Raw genomic sequence first — 23733 nt, 5'->3', positions numbered from 1 at the left:
AAATAAAATAACACAGACGTGCTAGAAAGGCGGGGTGCCAAAGATCGTCGATCACGAACAGCGCCGCCGGGAACTCGCCGAGGCCCTGTGGCGGGTCATAGCCGCGTCCGGCCCCGCCGCCGTGTCCATCCGCTCCGTGGCGGCCGAGGCGGGCTGGTCCCCGGGGGCGCTGCGCCACTACTTCCAGACGCGCGAGGAACTCCTGGTCTTCGCCATGAACCTGTCCGAGGAACGCGCCACGGAGCGGATCAGGGGCCTGTCCGCGCGACAGCCCGCCGACATGCCGCCGACCGACCGCGTGGCCGAGTACGCCGAACAGCTCCTGCCCCTGGACGAGACGCGCCGTGCCGAGTACCGGGCCTGGGAGTCCGCCGGGATCCTGGGCGAGTACGACAGGGACCGGGCCCAGCGCTGGAACCTCCAGCGCAGGCTCTACCGGCAGCTGGTCGCCTCGCTCGTCGGAACCCCGGTGGGGGACCCCTTCCGGCCCCATGCCGACCCCTGGGTGGAGGAGTGGGCCGGCTACCTCCACACCCAGGTGGACGGGCTCTCCCTCGAACTGATGGTCACCCCGGGGATGCTCGACGCGGACGACGCCCGGCGTCGCCTGCGGAGCTTCCTGGTGCGGACGGGGGAGGCGTGGCGGTACCGGGCGGACCCCTGACCTGGGGGTGCGCGAGGTGCCGGTTTTCGCGCTGGGGGTCCGCATTTGCCCGACTTCGCGGTAGTCGATACTGGGTGGTGCCAGTGACCGTAAGCGACGGGGGAGACGCGCGTGACCACCAGCCAGACCAGCGAGACGGCAGCCGGCGGGCCGCTCAGCCCGACCTACCGGCACGCCGTCGCCGCCGACGTCCCGGCCCTCGTCGAACTGGTCAACGCCTGCTACCGGGGCGAATCCTCCGAACGGGGCTGGACCACGGAGGCCCACCTGCTCGACGGCCAGCGCGTGGACGCCGAGGGCCTGGCCGAGCTGCTGGGGCGCACCAACACGATCGTCCTCGTCGCCGAGGCCGACGGCCTCCTCGTGGCCTGCTGCGAGCTCCAGCGGGGCGTCAACGGCGCCTACTTCGGGATGTTCTCCGTCCGGCCCGCCCTCCAGGGCGACGGGCTCGGACGGCAGGTGCTGGCCGAGGCGGAGCGCACCGCCGTCGCGGAGTGGGGGTGCCGCCTGATGCGGATGAAGGTCCTCAAGCAGCGCCCCGAGCTGATCGCGTGGTACGAGCGGCGCGGCTACACCGGCACCGGCAAGACCGAGCCCTTCCCCTACGGGGACGAGACCTTCGGCCTCCCCCGACGCGCCGACCTGGCGTTCGTCGAGCTCACCCGGGAACTGCCCGCCCCGTGACCGGGGGCGTCCGGCCCCTCAGACCTGTTCGAGGTTGGCCGACATCCGCTCCAGGACGTCGACGGCCACGCGGTACTCCTCGTCGCCGATCCCCCGCGTGAGGCGCGCCCTGGCCTCCTCGACCCGGGAGAGGAGCTCGGCGTGCCCGGCCTCGCCCCGGGGCGTGAGCGCGAGGGCGGCCAGGCCCTCGACCCACCCCAGGTCGCGCAGCCGGTCGACGGCGGGGGCCACCGTGGCCTCGTCCTCCTCCAGGAACGGGGCCAGCCGGCGGTCGAGGTCGGCGGTCGTGCCGGGCTCGGTGTGCAGGGAGTTGAGCACCTGCCAGTGGCGGCGCCCCAGCGACTCCGAGGCGAGGACCCGGTCGAAGTCGTTCTCGATGAGCCGGTCCAGGTGCTTGAGCCAGTAGCCGATGGGCAGGTCGGACATGCTTCCTCCAGCGGGCCGCGTACACTGCCGCGCGTGCGCGGCAGGTCGACGATATGCCGCCCGACCGCGGCTTGTCAGGGGCTCGCGGCGGTGTCGCGCCGGCAGGGCCGACGGAGCCTCCCGTGCCCGCGCCGGGGGAGGGCCCCTCGCCCCGCCGACCCGGGACGCCCTGTCACCGCCGACCGCTAGCGTTCGGCCATGCCCACCGAGACCCTCCCGCCCGGGCTGCGGATCATCCGCGGCGACGCCACGAGTCCCCAGGCCGCGGGGCCCACGATCATCGCCCACGTGTGCAACGACCGGGGAGGCTGGGGCAAGGGGTTCGTGCTCGCCCTCTCCCGGCGCTGGCCCGGACCCGAACGCGACTACCGCGCCTGGCACCGCGAACGAGCCCGCAACGACTTCGCCCTGGGCGCCGTACGCCTGGTCCCGGTCGGGCCCGAGACCTGGGTGGCCAACATGGTGGCCCAGCACGGCACGAGGCGGGGCGGCGGCGGTCCGCCCATCCGCTACGAGGCGGTCGCCGCCTGCCTGCGCGCACTCGCCGCGCACGCCCTCGGTCTCCGCGCGACCGTGCACATGCCCCGCATCGGCTGCGGGCTCGCCGGCGGGACGTGGTCGCGCGTCCAGCCCCTGATCGAGGGCGAACTCCTCGACCGGGGGGTCGGGGTCACCGTCTACGACGTCGACTGAGCCGTGCGCGTGGGGCCGCGGAACGGTCCCGGGACGGCGGCGGGCGCTCCGCGGCAGCGGCGGGCCGGGGGCGACGCCCCACGCGGTTCGGGAGGCCGCAGGCCCCGGGTCCGCGGCACGCGTGCCGCGGACCCGGGACGCGCTGCCGTCCGTCAGGCGCGGCCGGCCCTGCGGGCGAACAGGGCCACGCCCGCGGCGGCGACGAGAACGCCCGCGGTCGCCCAGGTGAAGGCGGTCCTGTACCCCTCGACGGCCGCGTCGGCGTCACCGGACGCACCCGCGGCGACCGCCGCCCCGACGAGGACGGCCATGCCGGTGGCGCCGCCGAGCTGGTCCACCGAGCGCTGGACCCCCGAGGCGACCCCCGCGTCGTCCTCGGTCACCCCGTGCAGGGCCGCGTTCTGCAGGGCGATCAGACCGACGCCCATGCCGACGCCGACCAGGACCATGCCGGGCATGGCGTCGGTCCACAGGTCGCCGTCCACCGGCAGCCTCGCCAGCCAGGCGGTTCCGGCGGCGGCCGCCAGCAGCCCCGCGATCGCCGCCCCGGAGAGCCCGAGCGCGCCGATGACGCGGCCGACCACGGTCGCCGAGACCAGGATCGCCGCGCAGAACGGCACGTACGCCAGCCCCGCCTGGAGGGGGCTCATCCCCAGCACCTGCTGGAGGTAGAGCGTCACCAGGAGGAACGAGGTCGACAGCGCCGCGCTGAGCAGGACCGTCGCCGCGTTGGCCACCGTCCTGGTCCTGTTCGCGAAGAACGACAGCGGCACCAGCGGGTTGGCCGACACCGCCTCGACCAGGACGAACAGCCCCAGTGCCGCGACCCCCGCGGCGAGCGGGCCGAACACCTGCGGATCGCCCCAGGGGGCCTCCGCCGCCCGCAGCACCCCGTAGACCAGGGCGAGGGGGCCGGCGGTCAGCAGCACCGCGCCCGTGACGTCGGGGCGGCGCCGCACGGGTACGGACGCGTCGGCGGGCGCCGTGTCCCCGGATCCGCCCGCCGCACGGCGGGCGCCGTCGGGAGCGACCAGGAGCGGGACCGCGACCAGGACCACCGCCACCACGGGGAGGTTGACGAGGAAGATCCACCGCCAGTCGAGCAGTTCGGTGATCACGCCGGACAGCAGCACCCCGCCGACCAGTCCGGAACTGGAGATCGCTCCCCAGACGCCGAGCGCCTTCGCGCGCTCCCGGGGGGCGGGGAACAGCATCGCGATGAGCGACATCGCCGCCGGGGAGGCCAGGGCCTCGCCCGCCCCCTGTCCGAAGCGCGCGGCCAGGAGCCAGGGCAGGTCGGGGGCCGCACCGGCCACGAGCGAGGCCGCGCCGAACAGGGCGGCGCCCAGCAGCAGCATGCGGCGTCGGCCGAGCAGGTCGCAGATCCTCCCGCCGAGGAGCAGCAGGCCGCCGCCGACGAGCGTGTACCCGGCGACGACCCAGGTCAGGCCCTGGGGCCCGGCGCCCAGGTCCGCCCCGATCGAGGGCAGGGCGATGTTGACGACCGTGACGTCCACGGCGATGAGGAACTGCAGCATCGAGACCGCAGCCAGGGCCCACCAGCGGCGGGTACGGGTGAAGCGCTCCCGGCGGCCGGAGGGCGCGCCGGGGGTTCGGAACGAGGTCATGTGTGATGGCCGATCGGGTCGGGCCCGCACGGAGGCGGGCCGAGAACGGAGAAGGGGAACCAACCGTTTCGCCCGCGCCGCACGCCGAACGGGCCCCGCCGGTCCTCCCAGGACGCGGCGCGGCGCGCGGCGGGCGCGGACGCCCGCCTACTCCGTGACTGCGACTGCCATCATGGACGGCAGTCTAGGGGCCGACCCCGTCCGGCGCACATGGTTTTCCCGACCGGCCCGGGAACCGCGGGGGCGGCGCGATCAGGCGCGGCACAGGATCGCGCCGCGCGGGACCACGAACACCCCGGCGGGGTCCCGGCTCCACGCCGTCCACCCGCGCGAGATGCGCTCCAGCTCCTCCCGGGTGGCCCGGCCCTCGGCGACGGCCTGCCGCCCCATGTCGGACTCCAGGATGCGCCGGGCCCACATGCCGCCCCACCAGGCGCGACCGTCGGGGTCGGAGTGGCTCCACACCTCGGCCACGTAGGTGACGTCGGTGAACCCGGCCTCGCGGGCCCAGGCCGCCAACCGGCGGCCCGCGTCGGGCTCACCGCCGTTCCCTCGGGCGACCCGCTGGTAGAGGTCCATCCACGAGTCCAGTTCGGGCAGGCGCGGGTACCAGTACATCGCGGAGTAGTCGGCGTCGCAGGCGGCGACGGTCCCGCCGGGTCGGGCCACCCGGCGCATCTCGGACAGTGCCCGGACCGGGTCGGCGACGTGCTGGAGGACCTGGTGGGCGTGGACGACGTCGAAGGAGTCGTCGGGCAGGTCCAGGCGGTGCACGTCCGCGACCCGGAACCCGATGTTCTCGGCCCCCGCCGCGGCCGCGGTCGCGCGGGCGAGGTCGACCGCTTCGGGGGAGGAGTCCACCGCGGTGACCGGCCCCGGCGCTACCCGCCGGGCGAGGTCGACGGTGATGCTGCCCGGACCGCAGCCCACGTCCAGCAGGGAGAGGCCCGGGGCCAGCCGGTCGAGCGCGTAGGCGGCGGAGTTCCCCGCGTCGCGCCGGCGGTAGGAGTCGGTGACCGACGGGTGGTGGCCGTGGGTGTAACGCGTCATGGATCGCCCTCTCACCGGGTCGCTGGACCTGTCGACGCGTCCGACCCTACACCCGACGTCTCTTACAGTGAGATGTCTTTCTCACTATATGAGACGGAGTGGCCGCCGGACGAGGCCAGGCGCCCCTGGAGCGCACCCATGTCGGGGACGAACCACAGGCCGCGGCCGCGGTTGGCCTCCCGGACCAGGCCCCGCAGGGCGGTGCTCGCCGCCACGTGCGCGGAGACGTCCCCCACGACGGCCAGGCCCATCCCGTAGGCGGCGAACTTCTGCGTCACGGCCCCCGCCACGCCGGTGCGCAGGGAGAAGAAGTCCCCGTCGATCCGTTCGACCGGCAGGACCACCCACGAGGCGCCCCCGTAGGAGGCCTCGCCGATCAGGTCGATCGCCTCGGCCTCACCGCGCAGGGGCGGGCCGTCGGCCGCGCACACCATGACCCGGACGCCGCCCAGCTCCCGCAGGACATCGGCCATCGGACCGCTCATCCCCTTTCCTCGTTCACTATGACGTCGATGAGTTCCAGGACCGCCGCGGTCGCGGAGAGGTCGCCCAGGACGACGACCTTCAGGCTCGCGCGCTCCCTGTCGTGGACGGTCTGGACGTGGACCTTCGCCGCGCCGCCCGGGGCCGCGAAGAGGGAGGACGTGACCAGGGTGGTCAGGCGCGAGGCGTCGTCGGGGCCGACCCCGTCCACCCGCACGACCGTGGAGGCCTCCGCGGTGCGCCCGCCGCCACCGGCGGCGGGCGCTTCCGGCCGGGGGAGCGGGCCGCCGGTGAACTCCTCCAGGTCCTGGCGCCGGACCCGGTACTGCTTGCCGATCCGGGCCGCCCGGAGCCGGCCGTCGCGAATGTAGGCCCGCACCGTCTTGACGTGCAGGTCCAGGAGCTCGGCCACCTGGTCCACCGAGTAGTACTGCTGCTCCAACGCACTCTCCCCATCGGGGCGCTCGAAACTTCTCTATACATCCCTAACGTTACCTTATGAAAGGGGAGTTTGGCGTCATATAGGACTTTCTGACTGTGGGCAGAGAAAATCAGCGACCGCCCGATGAGTCGCGCCGCCCGGCACGGTCGATACGTGTAGGAAGGACGCGGGGAACCGCGCCCGCGGCGAGAGGACGACCGATGAGCACGCTGAACAAGATCACGCCCTGCCTGTGGTTCGACACCCGCGCGGAGGAGGCCGCGAACTTCTACGTCGGGCTGTTCGACAACTCCCGTATCCTCAGGGTCCGCCGCTTCGGTCCCGGGGGTCCCCGCCCCGCGGACATGGTGCTCACCGTGGACTTCGAGATCGACGGCCAGCAGATCACCGCCCTCAACGGCGGCCCCGAGTTCACGTTCTCCGAGGCCGTCTCGCTCCAGGTGATCTGCGACAGCCAGGAGGAGTCCGACCACTTCTGGGCCGCGCTCGGCGAGGGCGGCCAGGAGAGCCAGTGCGGGTGGCTCAAGGACAGGTTCGGCTTCTCGTGGCAGGTCTTCCCGGCCGAGCTGGACGACCTCCTCGACGACCCCGACCCGGCACGCGCCGAGCGCGCCATGCGGTCGATGCTCTCGATGACCCGCATCGACCTGCCCGAGGTCCGCCGGGCCATGGACCGGGCCTGAACTGCGGCGGGACGGGCCTACGCCCCCGGCGCCGGAGCCCGCGAGCAGGCCCCGGCTGCGCCACCGGCGCGGCCGGGAGCTCACCGGCCGCCTCTGCGTCGGAGGCGGCGGGGGACCGGGCCCGGCCGCCGGGAGCAGGGGGTCTCGACCGTCCCGCGGAAGGGGAGCGTGCTCGGAGGGGCCGCGGGGGGCGGCCACGGCCCACCCGCGGCCGGAGCCCCGGACCGACGTCCGCGCCGGGGCGCCCTCCCAGCTCGGGAGGGTGCCCCGGCGCGGACGGTCCCGGCCGGCGGGAACGGGTCAGCGGTGGAGCGTTCCGTCCTCGGAGTCGTGGTCCAGCCCCAGCACCGCCAGCAGCTGGGCCAGGTCCTCGGGGTCCGCGGCGTGGGTGTAGACCGCGCGCCGGGCGTGGTCGGCCTCGCCCTCGCCGGTCGCGAAGCGCCGGGCGTTCATCCCCTCGGCCGTCACGAACCGGCCCTCGGGGCTGTCCGGGGTCACCCACTGGCGCTGCTCGGCGACGGTCCAGGTCTGCCAGAGGTGTTCTCCGGTGATGACCCTGCCGGTGGCGTCGGCCGAGTTCAGGAGCTTGAGGAGCGCGGGGTTCATGAATTCTCCAGTGGTGTGAGAGCGGGTTCGATGATGTGGCCGCGGACTGCCTCGGAAGGGCTCGCCGTCATTGGTGGACCGGTGGGCTGGTGCGGTTGCTCGCTGCGTGGGATGCTCCGGGTTCGATGGTTCCGCCCGCGGGCCCCGGCGAGGGGCGGCCGGGCGGTGGTCCGCTCTGGGTCCTTCTCCCCCCAGTATCGCACTCCGGCCCCGTCATCACCGCCCCTGGACGGGGCGGATGTCGCACGGTTCCGCCCCGGTCACGGAAACGGCCCCGCCCACCGCCGCGGGGCGGTCGTGGGTTCCGGCGGTCCCCGCGACGCCCCGGATTCCGGGGGCTTGCGGGGACCGTGGATTCCGAGGGGGAAAACCGGGTCCTTCGGGACGCGGGACCGGGAGGACGGCGGTGCCCCGGGCGCTGCCCGGGTCGCCGTGCCGAGGCGGGCGGACGCCCCCTACACCCGGATGAGGGTCAGGTAGGCGAAGCCGATCGTCTCCCGGGTGCCGCGGACCCGGAACTCGCGGTGCCGGTCGGCCCGGGCGCGGACCTCCTCTGCGTCGGGGGAGTCCGGGTTCGCCAGAAGCCAGTCCTCCCACCCCTGGGCGTGCCGGGACTCGAAGTCGTCCCATTCCTCCAGGGACGCCTGGGACAGCGCCCGGAGCCGGAACCCGTGGGAGAGGGCGCGGTCGACCAGGTCGGGCACCGATCCGTACTGGGCGAGCGGGATGTCCTGCAGGACGCCCAGTTCCTCCGGGGTGGGCTCGCGCAGCCAGAAGCCCTCGCCGAACAGGAGCCGTCCGCCGGGAGCGAGCAGGTCGCTCGCCGCCGCCAGGGCGTTGCCGGTGTGCGTCACCGGATCACCGCCCCACACGTGGGACGCCCCGTTGTTGACCACGACGTCCGCCTCGGTCCCCGCCCATTCCCCGACGTCGCCGACCACCAGTTCGACGCGGTCGTCCAGCCCCCGTGCCGCGGCGAGCTCACGACCGTGCCGGACGTGGTCCCCGTTCCGGTCGATGCCGAAGCCGGTCGCGGTCGGCTCGGACTCCAGGGTGCGCAGGAGGAACTCGGCCCAGCCGCAGCCGACGTCGACGATCCGGCGTCCCTCCAGGGGCCCGAGCGTCCGGATCAGCCGGGCCGCGTGCGCGTCGGAGAGCGGGCCGTTGAAGTCGCAGTCGCGGTACAGGGGAGGTATCTCGGGAGTGACCATCAGGCCAGGATGGTGCAGGGGGCCGACCGGGTCCAGGGATTTTCGTCCGGCGCCCGCGGCCCTCCGCGGGCCCGCGCCCGTCAGGGTCCCAGCGCGCAGTCCCCGCAGTAGCCCCCGCCGGGCAGCCGGTAGTACAGGCAGCACGTCGTGCGTCGGAACACCCCCGCACCGCCGGCGTCCGTCCCCGCGTACCCGCCGGTGCCCTTCAGGGCCGTCCGCCCGAGCAGGTCGCCGGCCAGGGCCTCGGCCTCCGCGCGCCGCCCGGGCCGGGCCGCGCCCAGCGAGCGGGCGGCCCCCGCCAGGGCCGAGGCCGTGTTGCCCCGCAGCAGCCCCGGGGCCACCCGTCCCGTTCCGCACAGGCTCCGGGCGACCCCCGCCAGCACGCCGAGGAGCACCGCCTCCTCGATCCGGTCGGCGGCCCGCCCGGGGCCGCCGACCACCGACTCGGCCGTCTCCTGGGAGGTGCGCAGCACCAGGGGCCCCTCCCGGTGCGGGTCCCACCGGAACCTCGCCGCGTCCAGCAGCACGCCGTGGCACAGGGCCGCCGCCAGTACCGGGGAGAGGATCCGCGTGGCCAGCCCCTGCTGGAAGAGCGACGCCGCCACCCTCCACTCCACCCCCGGGCCGGTGTGCCCGGCCGGTGCGCCCGACCGCGTGCGCACCCGCTCCACCTCGGCCGCGAGCACCTGTCGGCCGACCCCTCCCGGGGAGACCCAGCCGGGCCCCGGGGGCTCCCCCTCCAGCGCGAACAGCGCGTTGATCCGGCCGACGTCCTCCAGGACCGGCCGCACCGGGACGCGGACGCCTCCCATGCGCACCCCTTCCTCCGGTGGGTAGTGCCAGCACCACCCGTGCTCCACGTGCTGACGGCCTCGTGCCGCCGGGCCGCGGTTCCCTAGATTGGTGGCGTGACCGGTCAGAGCGCTAACGGCGGCGGGCGGGGCGGCGGAAGACGCCTGCTGCCCGTCCTCGCCGGGCTGCCCCGCGTCGCAGAAGCCTACGGGCCGCCCTGGCGGGTCCGCATGGTGGAGCTCCTCCACCTGGTCACGTCGCTGGCCCTGGCCCTGTTCTACCTGGTGCCCGCGTGCCTGCTCGTGGTCTCCGCCACCTGGATCGGGTTCGCGGTCACCCTGCCCTGGGTGCCGGACGCCCCCGAGCGGGGGGCCGGCTGGTTCGCCGTGGACGCGCTCACGATGCTGGCGGCCTCCCCGGTCGCCGCCTCCCTCCTGGCGCGCCTGGCCTGCCGGGTCCAGCGCGAGCGCCTGGGCGCGGTGTTCGGGATCGTGGAGACCAGCCCGCCCGACCCCCTCTCGGGCGACGGTCCGGCGGTCCGCGCCTGGCGGTTCGTGTTCGGGCGCGACGCCTGGTCGATGATCGTCTACAGCACCGTCGCCGGGCTCCACGGCCTCGTCGCCGGGGGCCTCGTGATGTTCCTCGTGGTGTGCGGCGGCGCGGCGGCCGTCGGGGCCCTGCTCGGGATCATGTTCGTCCTGGTCCGGGGCGCCCCCGAGGACATCGCCGGGCCGCTCGTCCTGGTCGCCGTCGGTCCGCTGCTGGCACTCGTCGGGCTGCGGCTGACCCCCTCCCTGGTCGCCACCGAGGTCCTCCTGCACCGGATGCTCCTCTTCGAGGCCCCGGAGCTGCGCATCCGACGGCGCCTCGTCCACGTCCAGGACAGCCGCCTGCGCATGGTCGACGCCGCGGAGGCCGAGCGGCGCCGGATCGAACGCGACCTGCACGACGGGGCCCAGCAGCGCCTGCTCGCCCTCACCATGACCCTCACACGGGCCCGCTCCCGTGTCACCGCGGATCCGCAGAAGGCCCTGGAGCTCATCACCGAGGCCCAGCGGGAGTCCCGCGAGGTGATGGACGAACTGCGCCAGGTCGCGCGGGGCCTGCACCCCCGGGTCCTCACCGACCACGGCCTCGGCGCGGCCCTCCCGGTGGCCGCGGGGCGCGCCCCCGTCCCCGTGCGCGTGGACGTGGACCTGCCGGAGCGCCCCTCACAGCGCGCCGAGGGGGTCGCCTACTACGTGGCGTGCGAGGCGCTGAACAACGTCGCCAAGCACGCCGGGGCCGCACGGGTCACCGTGGCCGCCGAGCGGGTGTCCGAGGGGGCCCGCGGGTCCGCCGACCGGCTCCGTCTCACCGTCACCGACGACGGGGTCGGCGGGGCCGACCCCGAGGCCGGCACGGGCCTGTACGGCCTGTGGGACCGCGTCGACGCGGTCGACGGCGTCCTGACGATCCACAGTCCGACCGGCGGGGGGACCGTCCTGACCGCCGACATCCCATGGGAGGCATGACCGTGCACAGCGGTGCGAACGCGGCGACGGACCCGGCGCCCGGGAAGGGGCCGAGGGTGATCATCGCCGAGGACTCGGTCCTGCTGCGCAGCGGCATGGCCCGGCTGCTGGAGGACGCGGGCGTGGAGATCGTCGACCAGGTCGGCGACGCCGACGCCCTCCTGAGGTCGGTGGAGGAGCACCCCGACGTGGACCTGTGCCTGGTCGACATCCGCATGCCGCCCACCTTCTCCGAGGAGGGCATCCGGGCCGGCGTCGCGATCCGGCGGTCCCACCCGGAGGTGGCGGTGCTGCTGCTGTCCCAGCACGTGGTGAGCCGCTATGCCGCCGATCTGCTGGGCGGCGGCTCCAGCAAGGTCGGCTACCTGCTCAAGGACCGGGTCGCCGACATCGACGAGTTCCTGGCGGTGCTGCGCAGGGTCGCCGGCGGCGGCGCCGCCATCGACCCCGAGGTGGTGTCACAACTGCTCAGCCGACACAGGGACAGCGCCATGGACCGCCTGACCCCCCGCGAGACCGAGGTGCTGGAGGTGATGGCCCAGGGGCTGAACAACGCGGGGATCGCGCTGCGCCTGAGCGTCACCGAACGCGCGGTGGAAAAGCACATCCGCTCCATCTTCACCAAGCTCGACCTCGGCCAGGACGACCACGACCACCGCAGGGTCCAGGCCGTCCTGCACTACCTGCGCGGCGCCGACCGCACCTGACCGCACCGATATCCGGAGGGCGGGAACCCTCCAGGAAGGGAAGACAGTGACATTCAAGGCACGGGGGCTGTACGCCTCGTCGAGCAAGGAGCCCCGCCGCAGGTTCCGCATGGGCCCCTGGCTCGTCATCGGCGGCGTGCTGGTGGCGATCATGGTGGCGGCGACCTCGTTCTCCGTGCTGGGCAACGTGGGCGTGGACAGGGGCGACCGCAGCGACTCCTTCGCCGGGATCCGGACCCTGGAGGTCGACAACCGCACGGGCGGCGACGTCGTCCTCGCCGGCGGCGGCGACGAGGTCGTGGTGGAGCGCACCCTGCGCGGCACGCCCTTCACCGAGCCGAGGGAAGGGGTCGAGGCCGACGGGGACGGCCTCCAGGTGGAGGCCGCCTGCCAGAGCGTCCCCTTCTTCGGGGGGTGCGCGGTCGACTACGAGATCACCGTCCCGGAGGGGACCGCGGTGACCGTGGAGGCCGTCAGCGGCCGGATCAGAGCGGAGAACGTCAACGGCGCGCTGGAGCTGTCCACCATCAGCGGTCCGGTCGAGGTGTCCGACAACGTCGGCGACGTGGCCGTGGACACCACCAGCGGGCAGGTGTCGCTGGCCGGGGTGGAGGGCTCGGTGGGGATCGACACCACCAGCGGCGAGGTCAGTGCCGCGGGCTCGGGCGAGAGGCTGGAGGCGTCCTCCACGTCCGGGCGGGTGGACGTGTCCTGGTTCGAGGCCGAGTCGGTCACGGCCGAGTCCACCAGCGGTGACGTGTCCGTGGGCAGCGGCTTCACCACGGCGGAGGCCTCGACGGTCTCCGGCCGGATCGAGGTCGCCACCGGGGACGCCTTCGACACGCTGACCGTGGAGAGCACCAGCGGCAGCATCGACGTGCGGGTCCCCAGGGGCGCCTACGACGTCACCGGTGACTCCATCTCCGGGGAGCGGGACGTGGACGTGGACGTGGACGACGGGGCGGGGTCGCGCATCGACGCCAACACCGTCAGCGGCGCCCTCAGCATCGAGGCGGGCTGACCGCGGCGGGGCGGGGCCCCGTCAGCTCCGCTCGAAGCGCAGCGCCGCCCAGTCCGAGTCGATCGGCTCCTGGGCGGCGCGGCGCCACCCGGCGTCCACGAGCACGTCCCAGCCCTTGTCCGCGGTCAGGTCGGTGATGATGGTGCCGCCGCGCTGGGGGAAGCACACCCACAGCCTGGTTTCCGGGCCCACGCAGGCGAGGGCGCGGGGGGCCTCGCGGTCCACGGTCCCCTTGTCCAGGGCGAACAGGTGGACGTCGTCGTAGTCGGCTCCCTCGATGGGGCCCAGGTCGATGTGGATGTCGAGCGGTGGCTCCAGGAGCCGCAGGTAGCGCTCGGGGGCGTTGAGGACGAGCAGCCGGTCCCCGGGCCGCACCCCCAGCCTCCGTGCGAGCGTCTCCGACATGTCCTCCTCCGTCCATGGTCCGGCGGGCGCGCTCGTCCGCCTCACTGGCCCCCACCGTACGGTTCCCGGGCGCCGATTCCGAGGACCTTCCCCGCCTCGACCCCGAGATGACCCTGTTTTTAGGATGGGCCCATGACAGACGACAACGGTGGGCTGCGCTGGGGCGTGGTCGGAACCGGCGGTATCGCGCACTCCTTCCTCGAAGGGCTCCGGGCCGTCCCCTCGGCCACGGTCACGGCGGTCGGTTCCCGCACGCGGGAGCGGGCGGACGAGTTCGCGGACGCGTGGGGCGTCCCGGAGCGCCACGGCAGCTACGAGGAGCTGGCCCAGAGCCCGAACGTGGACGCCGTCTACGTGGCCACCCCCCACCCCTGGCACCACCCCAACACTCTGACCTGCCTGAACGCGGGCAAGCACGTCCTGGTCGAGAAGCCCATGGCGATGAACGCCCTCCAGGTGTCGGAGATGGTCGCGGCGGCGCGCGCCAACGACCGCTTCCTGATGGAGGCGATGTGGACGCGCTACCTGCCGATCTCCCGCCTGGTCCGCGAACTGGTGGAAGACGGCGCGATCGGGGAGGTGTGCTGGCTGTCCGCGGAGTTCGGAGCCAACGTCCCCTACGACCCCGACCACCGGATCTTCAACGCGGACCTGGGCGGGGGCGCCCTGCTCGACCTGGGCATCTACCCGCTCGCCTTCGCCTCCCGCCACCTGGGCGAGCTGACGGTCGTGGGCGCCACCCGCCAGCTGTCGCCCGACCGCATGGTGGACACCCACACCACCGTCCTGGTGCGCGGGGAGAACGGGGCCACCGGGACCCTGTCCTGCTCCTCGCGCACCACGCTCCCCAACCGGGCGGTGCTGGCGGGGTCGAAGGGGTGGCTGGAGATCCCGAACTTCTTCGCGGCGACCACCGCGGTGCTGCGCCGCGACGGCCGCGAGCCGGAGGAGTTCCACCGCCCCTTCCGCGCCAACGGCTACGAGTACGAGGCCGAGGAGGTCGCCCGGTGCGTGGCGGCGGGCGAGCGGGAGAGCCCTGACATGCCGTGGTCGGAGAGCCTGCACCTGGCACGGATCTCGGACCAGATCCGGGACGTGGGAGGGCTCGTGTACAGCCCGGCCAACGTCAAGGCCGTCCCCCTGGGATGAGCCCGGCCGCGCCCGCCCCGGTGGGCGCGGCGGGGACCGGCCCCCCGTGGACGGCTCCGCGCGGGGGCCGGCCGCCGGTCGGGGGCCGCCGGCGGGCCCGCGCGCTGAGCGCGCGGGCCGCGGCGAACCTGGCCAGGCCGGGGACGCTCATGCGCGCGACGACCAGGACGGCGTCCTTGGGGCCGACCGCGTGGGCGAAGTAGTCGTCGATCGCGGGGTGGCCGCTGCGGGGCGGGACCCCGTAGACGTCGCCCTCGAACATGCGGTAGGCGTCGCGGACGCGCAGGCTCCCGGGGTCCAGCCGGGGGCCGTCCCCCAGCCACTCGGCCGCCTCGGCCGCGATGCGCCGGACCCGGGCGGGGAGGGGCCGGTGCTCGCCGGGGAAGACGCGTGCGGCCCCCAGGCCCTTGCGCCAGCCGGCGTAGACCGCGGGGTGGCGGGTGCGCAGGACGACGTACGTGCGGCCCAGCGGGTGGGCGAGGATCTCCCGTGCCAGGAAGTGGGTCATCAGGGCGGAGGTCAGGCCGAACCGCCGGTGGGCGGGGACCACGCCCGCGGCGTCCAGGTACAGGGCGCGGCGTGAGGCGAAGCGGCAGCGGTGGTAGCCGCCCCAGCCGACGGGGACGCCGTCGGGGCCGAGGATGAGCGCCAGCGTGGAGACCTGGTCGAAGAACCCCGCGTCGACCCGGGCGCGCCAGTAGCCGGAGTGGTCGGCGCCGAAGGCGCGGGCCGCGAGTTCCCTCAGGGTCCCGTGGAGCCGTCGGCGGCAGTCCGGGGAGAGCGACGCGGGGGAGTCCCACCGGGCGACCCGGTAGTCGGGGCCGAGGTCGCGGATGGTGGGCGGTGCGCTGAGTCCGCGCAGTTCGGGGCAGTGGAGTCGGGTTGGAGCGGGCACGGACACCCCTGCTTTCATTACTCTTCGGAGGTAAATGACTCCCCAACGTAGTGGTTTTGGCGGGTTCGCGGGGTGAACTTCGACCAGAAGGGTCGCTCCCCGCCGCGCCGGCCGCGCCGGGGAACCTCCCCGCGCGGGCACCCGGCGGCACGGGCGCGCAGCGTGGCGACGCCGGGGAACCTCCGCGCGCGGGCGGACATGAGGCAGCGGGGCCGAATGCGCGCACCCTCGCGGAACCCCCGCGCGGACACGCCCTGCCGGGCCGCGTACGCGCGGGTGAGCGCGGGAACCCCGTGCGCGGGGGACAAGTTGCCGCGCACGGCCGTATCCACGTCATCAGCCGCTGCGGGAACCCGCGCGCGGGGGACAGGTGACGAGTGCGGTGAGGGGATCAGGGCGAACTGGGGAACCCCGCGCACGGGGGACAAGTCCTCCGGCAGGACCACGGGAGGCCCGGGATCCGGGAACCCCCGCGCGCGGGCGGCCATGTGCGCGCGACCGGTGCCGGGCCGGGTCCTCCCTCCGACCGAAGGCTTCCGGGCGCAGGACCCCCGCGCACCGAACCGACCGACGGGAGCCTCGTCCCCACGTGACCGCAGAGGCACTTCCACGGCGCGGCGCCGGACGTCCTCGTCCCACGGAGGGGTCCTGCCCCTGCCGCGGACCCGCCGGCGTCCGCCACGGCCCTGTCGAGGCCGGCGAGCCGTATCCCATGGGCATCGACCCGGCCGGGTCCAGGGGCCGGGACGCTCAGCCCGAGGCGGCGCGGTTGAGCCGGATCGCCAGACGGGCCATCTCGGCGCGCAGCTCGTCGGGTTCCTCCACCTCCATCTCGACGTCGAGCATGGCCAGGTAGCAGGCCATGATCCGGAACGAGTCCCCCGCGCACACGAGTACGCACGAGTACTCGTCCCCGGGTTCGATCCGGCCGTAGCCGCCGATACCGCGGCGCTCCGCCTCCCCTGCGGGGACGGCCAGCCTGACACGGGCCTGGTGCGGCCACATGTGCACGCTCATCCGCTCCGCCAGGTAGGCGGCCACCCCCTGCGGGGGAGGGTCGCGCGGCGGCACGCGGGGACCGATCGGGGTGAGGGGGCGCATCCGGTCCGCCCTGAAGGTCCGCCAGTCCTCGCGGGCGGTGTCCCAGGCCACCAGGTACCAGCGCCGTCCCCGGGAGACCAGCCGGTGGGGTTCGACGATCCTCCGCGAGAGGGTTCCGTCGTGGCTCTCGTAGTCGAAGCGCAGCCGCTCGCTGTCCCGGCAGGCCGACGCGACCAGGGTCAGCACCTCGGGATCGACAGTGGGCCCGGCGCCGGGCATGGGGACGGTGAAGGCGCCCAGGGCGTCCACCCTCCGGCGCAGGCGCGAGGGCAGGACCTGGAGGAGTTTGGCCAGGGCGCGCACGGAGGTCTCCTCGATCCCCGACACCCCGCCCTGCGCCGCCGTGCGCAGGCCCACGGCGACCGCCACGGCCTCGTCGTCGTCCAGCAGCAGCGGGGGCAGGGCGGCGCCCGCCCCCAGCTGGTAGCCGCCGCCGGTGCCCATGGTCGCCCGGATCGGGTAGCCCAGCTCCCGCAGCCGGTCCACGTCCCGGCGCACGGTGCGCGGACTCACCTCCAGGCGGTCGGCGAGGTCCGCTCCCGGCCAGTCCTTGCGGGTCTGGAGCAGGGACAGCAGGCGCAGCAGGCGTGCGGAGGTCGCTTTCATGCCCGCAGTCTGCCAGGGGTCCAGGACAGTCACGGTCCTGGACTCCGGGGCCGCCCGGGGATCCCCGCAGCCGCGCTCCCGCTCCGTCCGGGACCGGCGGGCGGTCCCCCGGACGGAGCGGGGAGGCGGTTCCCGGGCCGACGCACCCGGGCCCGGGCGGTCGCTCAGTCCGCGGTGACCTCGACCGCCTCCACCTCGACGAGCTGGTCGTTGTAGCCGAGCGCGGCCACGCCGAGCAGGGTGCTGGGCGCGTCGTGACCGGCCATGTGCTCGCGCACCACGTCCCAGGCCTTCACCAGGTCCTCCTGTCTGGCGGACGCCACGTACACCGTCGTCCGGACGACGTCGGTGAGGTCGGCCCCGGCGTCGTTGAGAGCGGTACGCAGGTTGCGCATGACCTGGTGGGCCTGGCCCGCGTAGTCGCCCACGGCGACGGTGCCGCCGTCCTCGTCCAGGGGGCACGCCCCGGCGGTCCACACGACCCGGGCCGGGGTGCTCGCCGTGGCCGCGTAGGCGTAGTCCACGTGTTCGGTCAGGGTCTGGCTGCGGATCAGCCTCACAGCGCTCATCGTGCTCCCGTGTGCTCGTTCGTCTGTGCGTACGGGACAACGCCCCGGGCCCGGCCGGGGTTTCCGCCTCTGCCGACGGCAGAACGGCCCCGCGGCCGACCGGAGTCAGGCCCCGCGCCTGACCGGCATGAAGGTGGGCGGGCCGTCCCCGGCCAGGAACCTCCGCACGTGGGAGACGCACTCCTCCGGCCGCTCCCACAGCAGCGCGTGGGAGGCGTGCGGCACCACCGCCAGCTCCGCCGAGGGCAGGCCCCGGTACGCCGCCACGGCGTGTTCGACGGGCACGATGTCGTCGTCGCCCACCATCACCAGCGTCGGCGCCCTCACCCCCGCCAGGTCGGCGCTCTCCATCGCGGGCTCGACGGCCATGGACTCGGCCACCTTGCGCAGGACCACGCGGATGTGGTCGGGACCGTCCGGGGAGAGGGCGGCGTAGGGCCCGGCGACCATCTCCGGCAGCTCGCCCTCGGGACCGGGCTTGGAGAGGAGCGCGGAGTGGTGGAACACCCCGCTGATCAGCACCAGGCGTGACACCAGGTCCGGACGCAGCACGGCCAGCGTCAGCGCGACCATCGCGCCGTGGCTGTAGGCGGCGACGCGGACCGGTCCGCCCGCGACCTTCTCCACGAACGCGGCGGTGTCCAGGGCCAGGGTCTCCAGGGCGTAGGGGCCCTCCACGTCGGCCGTGCGCCCGTGCCCGCGGCGCTCCGGGACCAGGACGCGGTAGGTGTCGGACAGCGCGGCGAGACCGCCCTGGAAGTCGTCCGCCGTGCCGAAGCCCCCGTGCATCAGGAGCAGGGGCTCTCCCGAGCCGGCCTCCTCGTAGTAGGTGCGGACGCCGTTGGCGTCGGTGTAGGCCATGGTGGTCTCCCTCCGGACGCGGATCCCGTGCGGGGAACGGGATGCGGCACCGGTGCGCTCTGCCGCGCCCGCGACGCTACGCCCCGCCACGGACATTCGGGGCGGCGGGGACCGGACGCGTCCCGGCCCCCGCCGCCCGCGCACACGGCCTCCCGGATCAGCGCGCCCGGTCCGGGATCAGGACGCTCAGACAGGTCACGCACGCCTCCAGCTTCTCGAACTCCGAGATGTCCACCGGCAGCACCCGCCACCCCTCGGCCGCCAGCTCGTGGACGGTCTCGTGCGCGGCTGCGCTCACCAGCACGTCCCGCCCTCCCAGGGGCAGAACGTGCGCGCCCCGCTCCTCCGGCGGGCGGCGGACCGGTGGCAGGGCGTCGGCGTCCACCAGTTCGGGCAGTCCGATCAGCGAGCCGTCCGGCAGGGCGGTCACCGCGGACTTCAGGTGCAGCGCGCGTCCCAGCTCCACGCGGGTGACCTCGCGGCCCAGGGGCTTGAGCAGCTGTTCGAGCTGGGCGGCGCCGTCGGCGTCGGTGCGTCCGCCCACCCCCACGTAGACCGACGATCCCACCTGGAGCACATCGCCGCCGTCCAGGGTCCCGGGCGCCTCGATCCGGGCCACCCGCAGCCCCAGCAGGCGCACCGACGCCTCCACCCCGTCGACCTCGCCCCGCCGGGCCTCGGCGCCGGGCCGCGCCAGGATCGCGAGGTCCTCGCACACCACCACCGGGTCCTCCACGAACACCGAGTCGGGCAGGGCCGGAGCCGTCTCGACCTCGTGCACCCGCCACCCCGCCGAGGCGACGGTCTCCTGGTAGATCGTGTACTGGCGTGCGGCCAGGATCGGGTCCACGGGCGTCCGCTCCGTGTGGGTGACGATGCCCTGCGCCAGCCCGGGGCCGGGGCGGCGCATCAGGGCGACCCCGTAGTAGGTGTATCCGTCCACGTACACGTCCTCCAGGGGATCGGGGGTCGGCTCTCGGGAGAGCACAACCTATCGCGCACCCCTACCCCTTTCCCGGTCACGGCACGCGGGCCGTCCGGCTTGTCCCGGGGGGCCGGGCGGGGCAGGGTGGGGGCATGGACGTGATCGTGGTCGGTGGCGGGATCGTGGGGACGAGCGCGGCGTTCCACCTGGCCAAGAAGGGCGTGTCCACCGCGTTGGTGGACGCCTCGCACCTGGGACAGGCCACGGCGGCCGGGACGGGCATCGTCTTCCCCTGGCCGTTCCCGTGGGACGCCGCGCCGGTGTGGGACTTCAAGGCCCGCGCCGCGGAGCACTACCCGCTGCTCATGGCCGAGCTCTCGGAGGACGGGCACGCCCCCGGCTACGAGGTGGTCGGCGGGATGTCGGTGGACCTGGAGGGGGACGACGGCGGGTTCGACCTGATGCGCACCCTGTCCGAGCGCCCGGAGTTCGCGACGATGGGCCGGGTGGAGCGGCTGGCCCCCGGGGAGCCGCGCGCCCGGTTCCCCCTGGTGCCCGAGCCCTACGGCGGCCTGTACATCGGGGGCATGGCGAGGCTGAACGGCCGGGCCGCCCGCGCGGCGCTGTTCAACGCGGCCGAGGAGCGGGGCCTGCGCTACTTCAAGGGCGACTCCCGCCTGCTCTGGAACGGCCACCGGGTCACCGGGGTCAGGGTGGGCTCCGAGGACCTGGAGGCGCCCGTGGTGATCGTCGCGGCGGGGGCCTGGTCGGCGGGGCTGCTCGCGGTCGCCGGGGTCGACCTGCCGGTGCACCCGGTGCGCGGCCAGACGACCCACTTCGCGCTCCCCGGCCGGGACACACGGGCGTGGCCGGTGGTGCGCTTCGGCGAACGCGACTACTTCGTGTCCGCGTTCGGCCCGGACCGGGTGGTCACGGGAGGCACGCTGGAACCCGGGGCCGGGTTCGACCGGAGGGTGACGGCCTCGGGGCTGCTGCACAACCTCTCCACCGCGTTGGAGGTGCTGCCCGAGCTGGGGGAGGCGACGGTCGTGGAGACGCGGGTGGGGTTCCGGCCGGGCACACCCGACGGTCTGCAGCTGCTGGGCCCGGTGGAGCGGCTTCCCGGGGTGCTCGTGGCCACGGGCCTGGGCGGACAGGGGCTGACCTTCGGCCCCTTCCAGGGCGTGGTCGCGGCCCGGTTGGCCATGGGGGAGGACCCGGGGATCGACCTGTCCGCCTTCCGTCCCGACCGGTCGACGAGCCCGGCCTGACCCGGCCGGGCGCCGCCCCGGTCCGCCGGGGCGACCGCCCGGGCCGGACGGGGACGCGGCGACGGTCCGTTGAGCAGCGGTACTCGGACATGTGAGCAGCTGTACTCAGGCGTGGACGCGGGGGGCGGGGCACCCTGGGGGCATGAACACCTTCACCCCCAAGTCCTCCCCCCACTTCTACCTCCAGTCCGCGATCTCCTTCGGGGTCTCCTTCGTCGGCGTCGGCACGGGAATCGCCTACCTCCCCGTCGACCTCTGGATCCGCGCGTTCCTCGGGCTCGGCCTGCTCTACGTCGTCACGTCCACGTTCACGCTCGCCAAGTGCGTGCGCGACCGCCAGGAGGACGCGGTGGCCGCCGAACTGGCCCAGAGCTACCAGCAGGCGCCCCTCTGGAACGGCGCCGAGCAGCCCGTCCATCGCTGACCGGCGCCCCGGGACGCGGGCGCGGACGGCCGCGGGGCCCGCGGGCACGATTCCACGGAGCCCCCGCGGCGCCGGGTTCCGACCCCAGGGGCGCACGCGCCTCAGACGTTGGGCGGAAGAGCCGTCCCCGCGCCCCGCAGCCGCGGTTTCAGCAGGTCGCTGCGGTCGCCCGGCCGAACGGGCCCGCCCGCGCCCTGCACCGCGAAGCCGGCGTCCTCGATCATCTCCCGGTCGGCCCGGCCCGCCTGCCCCTCGCTGGTGAGGTAGTCGCCCAGGAACACCGAGTTGGCGATGTGCAGGGCGAGCGGCTGGAGGGAGCGCAGGTGGATCTCACGTCCCCCCGCCAGGCGCACCTCCACGTCGGGGAAGACGAACCGGGCCGCGGCCAGGATGCGCAGGCACCTCTGCGGTGTCAGTTCCCAGGTGCCCTCCAGCGGGGTGCCGTCGAAGGGCATGAGGAAGTTGACCGGAACCGAGTCCGGGCCCAGCTCCCGCAGGGCCAGGAGGGCGTCGACCAGGTCGTCGTCGCTCTCCCCCATGCCCGCGATCAGACCGGAGCAGGGGGAGAGGCCGGCCCGCTTGGCCTTCTCGACCGTGTCCACCCGGTCGGCGAACCCGTGGGTGGTGCAGATGTCGGAGTAGCGCTCCTCCGACGTGTTGAGGTTGTGGTTGTAGGCGTCCGCCCCCGCCTCGCGCAGGCGCTCGGCCTGCCCCTCGGAGAGGAGGCCGAGGCAGGCGCACACCTCCACGCCCGGGTGCTCGGCCTTGATGTCCTCGATGGCGGGGGCGAGCCGGGCCACGTCGCGGTCGGTGGGACCGCGACCGCTGGCCACCAGGCAGACGCGGGTGGCGCCGGCGCCGACCCCGGCTGCCACGGCCGCACGGGTCTCGTCGGGCTTGAGCCAGGTGTACTTGACGACGCCTGCCCGCGAGCCCAGGCGCTGGGAGCAGTAGGAGCAGTCCTCGGGGCACAGGCCGCTCTTCATGTTCACGAGGTAGTTGAGCTTGACGCGGCGCCCGAAGTAGCGCAGCCGGACCCGGAAAGCGGCGGCGACCAGGTCCAGCAGGTCGTCGTCGGGCCCGGACAGGACCGCGAGGAGCTCTTCCCGGGTGGGCTTCTGTCGGCGGACGGCCTTCTCGGCCAGGGCGGCATAAGTGGTCACGTCATGATCCTGGAGGGGCGGGCCGGGAGCGCGCAGCCACCGGACGAGCCAAAAACGCGGCGCATGTCTTGTGCGGGAGCGCCGTTTCCCGCCCGGCGCCCGTCGGGCGTGCGGTCCCGACCGTGAGGGGCGGCTCCCGGCAGCCGCGGAGGCGCGGCTGCCGGGGGCGAACCGGGTTCCGGAAGCGCCAATCGCCGGACAACTTTTGGCCCGTGGGCGTTTTGTCCGTGACCTCGACCGCCCTGTGTGCTCACCCTGGAGGGCTATCGACCAACATGGCGCTGGGGGCAGTGGACGTGAGCGGAGCCAGTCAGTCCGGGACGGGGAAGACGCCGGAGGGGGAGGGCAACATCGTCCACGTGACGATGATCGCCGCTGCGGCGGCGATGGGCGGTTTCCTCTTCGGTTACGACAGCTCGGTCATCAACGGGGCCGTGGACGCCATCCAGCAGCGGTTCGACGTCGGAGCGGCCACACTCGGCTTCACGGTCGCGTCGGCGCTCCTGGGGTGTGTGCTGGGCGCCGCGGTCGCCGGCGGACTGGCCGACCGGCTCGGCCGTATCAGGGTCATGCAGATCGCGGGCGTGCTGTTCGCGGTGAGCGCCGTGGGGTCGGCCCTGCCCTTCACGGTGTGGGACCTGACCGCGTGGCGCATCGTGGGCGGCGCGGCGATCGGACTGGCGTCGGTGATCGCGCCGACCTACATCGCGGAGGTGTCCCCGGCCGCCTACCGCGGCCGCCTGGCCTCCCTCCAGCAGCTGGCCATCGTCCTGGGCATCGCCGCCTCCCAGCTGGTCAACTTCGGGATCGCGCAGATGGCCGACGGCAGCGCGCACAACATGCTCGGACCGCTCCAGGCCTGGCAGTGGATGCTGGGCGTCGAGATGCTCCCGGCCCTGGTCTACCTGGGTCTGAGCCTGCTCATCCCCGAGTCCCCCCGCTACCTGGTCCGTGTGGGACGCGTGGACAAGGCCCGCGGCATCCTCGCCGACGTCGAGGGCGGCGGGACGGAACGGGTGAACCGCAGGATCGGGGAGATCCGCGAGGCCCTGGGCTCGGAGGTCCGGCCCCGGCTGCGCGACCTGACCGGACGCCACGGCCTCCTGCCCATCGTGTGGATCGGCATGGCGGTGTCGGCGTTCCAGCAGCTCGTCGGCATCAACGTGATCTTCTACTACTCCAGCTCCCTGTGGCAGTCGGTCGGTGTGGCCGAGACCGACTCCCTGCTGCTGAGCCTGTTCACCTCCGTCGTGAACATCGTCGGCACCTTCGTGGCGATCCTGCTGGTGGACCGGATCGGCCGCAAGCCCCTGCTGCTGGTGGGCTCCGCGGGCATGACCGGTGCGCTCGCCCTGGCCGCCTACGCGTTCTCCAACGCGGTCGTGGAGGGTGAGGAGGTGTCCCTGCCGTTCGTGTGGGGAGCGGTGGCCCTGACCGCGGCCAGCCTGTTCGTGCTGTTCTTCGCCCTGTCGTGGGGTGTGGTCGTGTGGGTGCTGCTGGGGGAGATGTTCCCGCTGCGCATCAGGGCGGCGGCGATGGGCGTGGCCACCGCCACGCAGTGGCTGGCCAACTGGCTGGTCACGGTCAGCTTCCCGAGCCTGCGCGACTGGAACCTGAGCGGGGCCTACCTGATCTACGCGGCCTTCGCGGCGATCTCGTTCTTCCTGGTGTGGAAGTGCGTCAAGGAGACCCGGGGCAAGACCCTGGAGGAGATGACCGGCTGACCCGTCCGTGCCCCCGTCCTGGCGGGCGGCCGGTCG

At 74.2% G+C, this 23733-nt stretch carries 26 protein-coding genes; 11 read left to right on the top strand and 15 right to left on the bottom strand.

Annotated features, from left to right (window positions below):
- Positions 1-34: 34 nt before the first annotated feature.
- Together ACIRPH_RS06935 and ACIRPH_RS06930 are read left to right on the top strand one after the other, a co-directional pair.
- Positions 35-664 carry a TetR/AcrR family transcriptional regulator gene (locus ACIRPH_RS06935; protein WP_402910337.1) on the top strand — a complete coding sequence of 210 codons (630 nt, stop codon included), beginning with the start codon at positions 35-37 and terminating at the stop codon, positions 662-664.
- Between the two features lie 111 nt (positions 665-775).
- Positions 776-1348 carry a GNAT family N-acetyltransferase gene (locus tag ACIRPH_RS06930; RefSeq protein ID WP_402910335.1) on the top strand — a complete coding sequence of 191 codons (573 nt, stop codon included), beginning with the start codon at positions 776-778 and terminating at the stop codon, positions 1346-1348.
- Positions 1349-1366: 18 nt separating this feature from the next.
- Here the strand turns inward: ACIRPH_RS06930 and ACIRPH_RS06925 are convergent, their stop codons facing one another.
- The gene (locus tag ACIRPH_RS06925; protein ID WP_402910333.1) at positions 1367-1774 is read right to left on the bottom strand and encodes a MarR family winged helix-turn-helix transcriptional regulator; all 408 of its coding nucleotides are present in this window, start codon (positions 1772-1774) and stop codon (positions 1367-1369) included.
- A gap of 198 nt (positions 1775-1972) precedes the next feature.
- Here ACIRPH_RS06925 and ACIRPH_RS06920 point away from each other — a divergent pair, with 198 nt between their 5' ends.
- A complete protein-coding gene (locus ACIRPH_RS06920; RefSeq protein WP_402910330.1) occupies positions 1973-2467 on the top strand; it encodes a macro domain-containing protein in 495 nt (164 codons plus the stop codon).
- Positions 2468-2619: 152 nt separating this feature from the next.
- Here ACIRPH_RS06920 and ACIRPH_RS06915 read toward each other — a convergent pair whose 3' ends face one another.
- The 4 genes from ACIRPH_RS06915 to ACIRPH_RS06900 all read right to left on the bottom strand — a co-directional run bounded on the left by ACIRPH_RS06915 (position 2620) and on the right by ACIRPH_RS06900 (position 6070).
- Positions 2620-4095, bottom strand: a complete 1476-nt coding sequence (locus ACIRPH_RS06915; RefSeq protein ID WP_402910328.1) for an MFS transporter — start codon at positions 4093-4095, stop codon at positions 2620-2622.
- Positions 4096-4347: 252 nt separating this feature from the next.
- Positions 4348-5145 carry a methyltransferase domain-containing protein gene (locus ACIRPH_RS06910; protein ID WP_402910325.1) on the bottom strand — a complete coding sequence of 266 codons (798 nt, stop codon included), beginning with the start codon at positions 5143-5145 and terminating at the stop codon, positions 4348-4350.
- Positions 5146-5207: 62 nt separating this feature from the next.
- Positions 5208-5630 carry a DUF4180 domain-containing protein gene (locus tag ACIRPH_RS06905; protein WP_402910323.1) on the bottom strand — a complete coding sequence of 141 codons (423 nt, stop codon included), beginning with the start codon at positions 5628-5630 and terminating at the stop codon, positions 5208-5210.
- Positions 5627-6070 carry a helix-turn-helix domain-containing protein gene (locus tag ACIRPH_RS06900; RefSeq protein ID WP_402910320.1) on the bottom strand — a complete coding sequence of 148 codons (444 nt, stop codon included), beginning with the start codon at positions 6068-6070 and terminating at the stop codon, positions 5627-5629. Before ACIRPH_RS06900 ends, ACIRPH_RS06905 begins: the two co-directional genes overlap by 4 nt.
- A gap of 200 nt (positions 6071-6270) precedes the next feature.
- Between ACIRPH_RS06900 and ACIRPH_RS06895 the strand changes: the two genes are divergently transcribed.
- On the top strand, positions 6271-6753 hold the full coding sequence (locus tag ACIRPH_RS06895) for a VOC family protein (protein ID WP_402910318.1): 483 nt from the start codon (positions 6271-6273) through the stop codon (positions 6751-6753).
- Positions 6754-7053: 300 nt separating this feature from the next.
- Here the strand turns inward: ACIRPH_RS06895 and ACIRPH_RS06890 are convergent, their stop codons facing one another.
- From ACIRPH_RS06890 to ACIRPH_RS06880, 3 genes are all read right to left on the bottom strand, one after another.
- Entirely contained in the window at positions 7054-7359 is a 306-nt protein-coding gene (locus ACIRPH_RS06890) for a hypothetical protein (protein WP_402910316.1), read from the bottom strand.
- Between the two features lie 455 nt (positions 7360-7814).
- On the bottom strand, positions 7815-8570 hold the full coding sequence (locus ACIRPH_RS06885) for an SAM-dependent methyltransferase (RefSeq protein WP_402910313.1): 756 nt from the start codon (positions 8568-8570) through the stop codon (positions 7815-7817).
- Between the two features lie 80 nt (positions 8571-8650).
- On the bottom strand, positions 8651-9382 hold the full coding sequence (locus ACIRPH_RS06880; RefSeq protein ID WP_402910312.1) for a (2Fe-2S)-binding protein: 732 nt from the start codon (positions 9380-9382) through the stop codon (positions 8651-8653).
- An 87-nt stretch (positions 9383-9469) separates the two neighbouring features.
- On the opposite strand from ACIRPH_RS06880, the gene ACIRPH_RS06875 reads away from it, so the two are divergent.
- Genes ACIRPH_RS06875 through ACIRPH_RS06865 form a run of 3 tightly spaced genes read left to right on the top strand, consistent with a single transcriptional unit; the run spans position 9470 to position 12604 of the window.
- Entirely contained in the window at positions 9470-10876 is a 1407-nt protein-coding gene (locus tag ACIRPH_RS06875) for a sensor histidine kinase (RefSeq protein ID WP_402911630.1), read from the top strand.
- On the top strand, positions 10873-11583 hold the full coding sequence (locus tag ACIRPH_RS06870; protein ID WP_402910309.1) for a response regulator: 711 nt from the start codon (positions 10873-10875) through the stop codon (positions 11581-11583). The genes ACIRPH_RS06875 and ACIRPH_RS06870 overlap by 4 nt, the downstream gene beginning before the upstream one ends.
- 46 nt (positions 11584-11629) lie before the next feature.
- Complete coding sequence (locus tag ACIRPH_RS06865; protein ID WP_402910308.1) at positions 11630-12604, top strand: DUF4097 family beta strand repeat-containing protein; 975 nt, start codon at positions 11630-11632, stop codon at positions 12602-12604.
- A gap of 21 nt (positions 12605-12625) precedes the next feature.
- Here the strand turns inward: ACIRPH_RS06865 and ACIRPH_RS06860 are convergent, their stop codons facing one another.
- On the bottom strand, positions 12626-13009 hold the full coding sequence (locus tag ACIRPH_RS06860; RefSeq protein ID WP_402910305.1) for a hypothetical protein: 384 nt from the start codon (positions 13007-13009) through the stop codon (positions 12626-12628).
- Between the two features lie 132 nt (positions 13010-13141).
- Here ACIRPH_RS06860 and ACIRPH_RS06855 point away from each other — a divergent pair, with 132 nt between their 5' ends.
- Positions 13142-14158 carry a Gfo/Idh/MocA family protein gene (locus ACIRPH_RS06855; RefSeq protein WP_402910302.1) on the top strand — a complete coding sequence of 339 codons (1017 nt, stop codon included), beginning with the start codon at positions 13142-13144 and terminating at the stop codon, positions 14156-14158.
- Here the strand turns inward: ACIRPH_RS06855 and ACIRPH_RS06850 are convergent.
- The 5 genes from ACIRPH_RS06850 to ddaH all read right to left on the bottom strand — a co-directional run bounded on the left by ACIRPH_RS06850 (position 14136) and on the right by ddaH (position 19133).
- Positions 14136-15053 carry a GNAT family N-acetyltransferase gene (locus ACIRPH_RS06850; RefSeq protein WP_402910300.1) on the bottom strand — a complete coding sequence of 306 codons (918 nt, stop codon included), beginning with the start codon at positions 15051-15053 and terminating at the stop codon, positions 14136-14138. The genes ACIRPH_RS06855 and ACIRPH_RS06850 overlap by 23 nt on opposite strands.
- A 750-nt stretch (positions 15054-15803) precedes the next feature.
- Positions 15804-16760, bottom strand: a complete 957-nt coding sequence (locus tag ACIRPH_RS06845) for a helix-turn-helix transcriptional regulator (RefSeq protein WP_402910297.1) — start codon at positions 16758-16760, stop codon at positions 15804-15806.
- 164 nt (positions 16761-16924) lie between these two features.
- Positions 16925-17329, bottom strand: a complete 405-nt coding sequence (locus tag ACIRPH_RS06840; protein WP_402910294.1) for a RidA family protein — start codon at positions 17327-17329, stop codon at positions 16925-16927.
- Between the two features lie 105 nt (positions 17330-17434).
- Positions 17435-18190, bottom strand: a complete 756-nt coding sequence (locus ACIRPH_RS06835; RefSeq protein WP_402910291.1) for an alpha/beta fold hydrolase — start codon at positions 18188-18190, stop codon at positions 17435-17437.
- Positions 18191-18347: 157 nt separating this feature from the next.
- On the bottom strand, positions 18348-19133 hold the full coding sequence (gene ddaH, locus ACIRPH_RS06830) for a dimethylargininase (protein WP_402911628.1): 786 nt from the start codon (positions 19131-19133) through the stop codon (positions 18348-18350).
- Between the two features lie 134 nt (positions 19134-19267).
- On the opposite strand from ddaH, the gene ACIRPH_RS06825 reads away from it, so the two are divergent.
- Together ACIRPH_RS06825 and ACIRPH_RS06820 are read left to right on the top strand one after the other, a co-directional pair.
- A complete protein-coding gene (locus tag ACIRPH_RS06825; protein ID WP_402910288.1) occupies positions 19268-20386 on the top strand; it encodes an NAD(P)/FAD-dependent oxidoreductase in 1119 nt (372 codons plus the stop codon).
- 142 nt (positions 20387-20528) lie between these two features.
- Positions 20529-20810, top strand: a complete 282-nt coding sequence (locus ACIRPH_RS06820) for a YiaA/YiaB family inner membrane protein (RefSeq protein WP_402910286.1) — start codon at positions 20529-20531, stop codon at positions 20808-20810.
- Positions 20811-20911: 101 nt separating this feature from the next.
- Here the strand turns inward: ACIRPH_RS06820 and bioB are convergent, their stop codons facing one another.
- Positions 20912-21973, bottom strand: a complete 1062-nt coding sequence (bioB, locus tag ACIRPH_RS06815; RefSeq protein WP_402910284.1) for a biotin synthase BioB — start codon at positions 21971-21973, stop codon at positions 20912-20914.
- A 296-nt stretch (positions 21974-22269) separates the two neighbouring features.
- Here bioB and ACIRPH_RS06810 point away from each other — a divergent pair, with 296 nt between their 5' ends.
- A complete protein-coding gene (locus ACIRPH_RS06810; protein WP_402910282.1) occupies positions 22270-23697 on the top strand; it encodes a sugar porter family MFS transporter in 1428 nt (475 codons plus the stop codon).
- Positions 23698-23733: the final 36 nt, after the last annotated feature.

Source organism: Nocardiopsis sp. NPDC101807 (assembly GCF_044766605.1).
GTDB lineage: Bacteria > Actinomycetota > Actinomycetes > Streptosporangiales > Streptosporangiaceae > Nocardiopsis > Nocardiopsis tropica.
The sequence above is the reverse complement of the archived record's forward strand: the minus strand, read 5'-3'. Positions and strand labels throughout refer to the sequence as shown.

What these genes read in the sequence shown, in the direction of transcription:
- ACIRPH_RS06895 (WP_402910318.1), top strand. Translation starts at nt 6,271, where the DNA reads ATGAGCACGCTGAACAAGATCACGCCCTGCCTGTGGTTCGACACCCGC.
- ACIRPH_RS06855 (WP_402910302.1), top strand. Translation starts at nt 13,142, where the DNA reads ATGACAGACGACAACGGTGGGCTGCGCTGGGGCGTGGTCGGAACCGGC.
- ACIRPH_RS06905 (WP_402910323.1), bottom strand. Translation starts at nt 5,630, where the DNA reads ATGAGCGGTCCGATGGCCGATGTCCTGCGGGAGCTGGGCGGCGTCCGG.
- ACIRPH_RS06825 (WP_402910288.1), top strand. Translation starts at nt 19,268, where the DNA reads ATGGACGTGATCGTGGTCGGTGGCGGGATCGTGGGGACGAGCGCGGCG.
- ACIRPH_RS06890 (WP_402910316.1), bottom strand. Translation starts at nt 7,359, where the DNA reads ATGAACCCCGCGCTCCTCAAGCTCCTGAACTCGGCCGACGCCACCGGC.
- ACIRPH_RS06920 (WP_402910330.1), top strand. Translation starts at nt 1,973, where the DNA reads ATGCCCACCGAGACCCTCCCGCCCGGGCTGCGGATCATCCGCGGCGAC.
- ACIRPH_RS06840 (WP_402910294.1), bottom strand. Translation starts at nt 17,329, where the DNA reads ATGAGCGCTGTGAGGCTGATCCGCAGCCAGACCCTGACCGAACACGTG.
- ACIRPH_RS06820 (WP_402910286.1), top strand. Translation starts at nt 20,529, where the DNA reads ATGAACACCTTCACCCCCAAGTCCTCCCCCCACTTCTACCTCCAGTCC.
- ACIRPH_RS06870 (WP_402910309.1), top strand. Translation starts at nt 10,873, where the DNA reads ATGACCGTGCACAGCGGTGCGAACGCGGCGACGGACCCGGCGCCCGGG.
- ACIRPH_RS06880 (WP_402910312.1), bottom strand. Translation starts at nt 9,382, where the DNA reads ATGGGAGGCGTCCGCGTCCCGGTGCGGCCGGTCCTGGAGGACGTCGGC.
- ACIRPH_RS06915 (WP_402910328.1), bottom strand. Translation starts at nt 4,095, where the DNA reads ATGACCTCGTTCCGAACCCCCGGCGCGCCCTCCGGCCGCCGGGAGCGC.
- ACIRPH_RS06925 (WP_402910333.1), bottom strand. Translation starts at nt 1,774, where the DNA reads ATGTCCGACCTGCCCATCGGCTACTGGCTCAAGCACCTGGACCGGCTC.
- ACIRPH_RS06885 (WP_402910313.1), bottom strand. Translation starts at nt 8,570, where the DNA reads ATGGTCACTCCCGAGATACCTCCCCTGTACCGCGACTGCGACTTCAAC.
- ACIRPH_RS06860 (WP_402910305.1), bottom strand. Translation starts at nt 13,009, where the DNA reads ATGTCGGAGACGCTCGCACGGAGGCTGGGGGTGCGGCCCGGGGACCGG.
- ACIRPH_RS06845 (WP_402910297.1), bottom strand. Translation starts at nt 16,760, where the DNA reads ATGAAAGCGACCTCCGCACGCCTGCTGCGCCTGCTGTCCCTGCTCCAG.
- ACIRPH_RS06835 (WP_402910291.1), bottom strand. Translation starts at nt 18,190, where the DNA reads ATGGCCTACACCGACGCCAACGGCGTCCGCACCTACTACGAGGAGGCC.
- ACIRPH_RS06910 (WP_402910325.1), bottom strand. Translation starts at nt 5,145, where the DNA reads ATGACGCGTTACACCCACGGCCACCACCCGTCGGTCACCGACTCCTAC.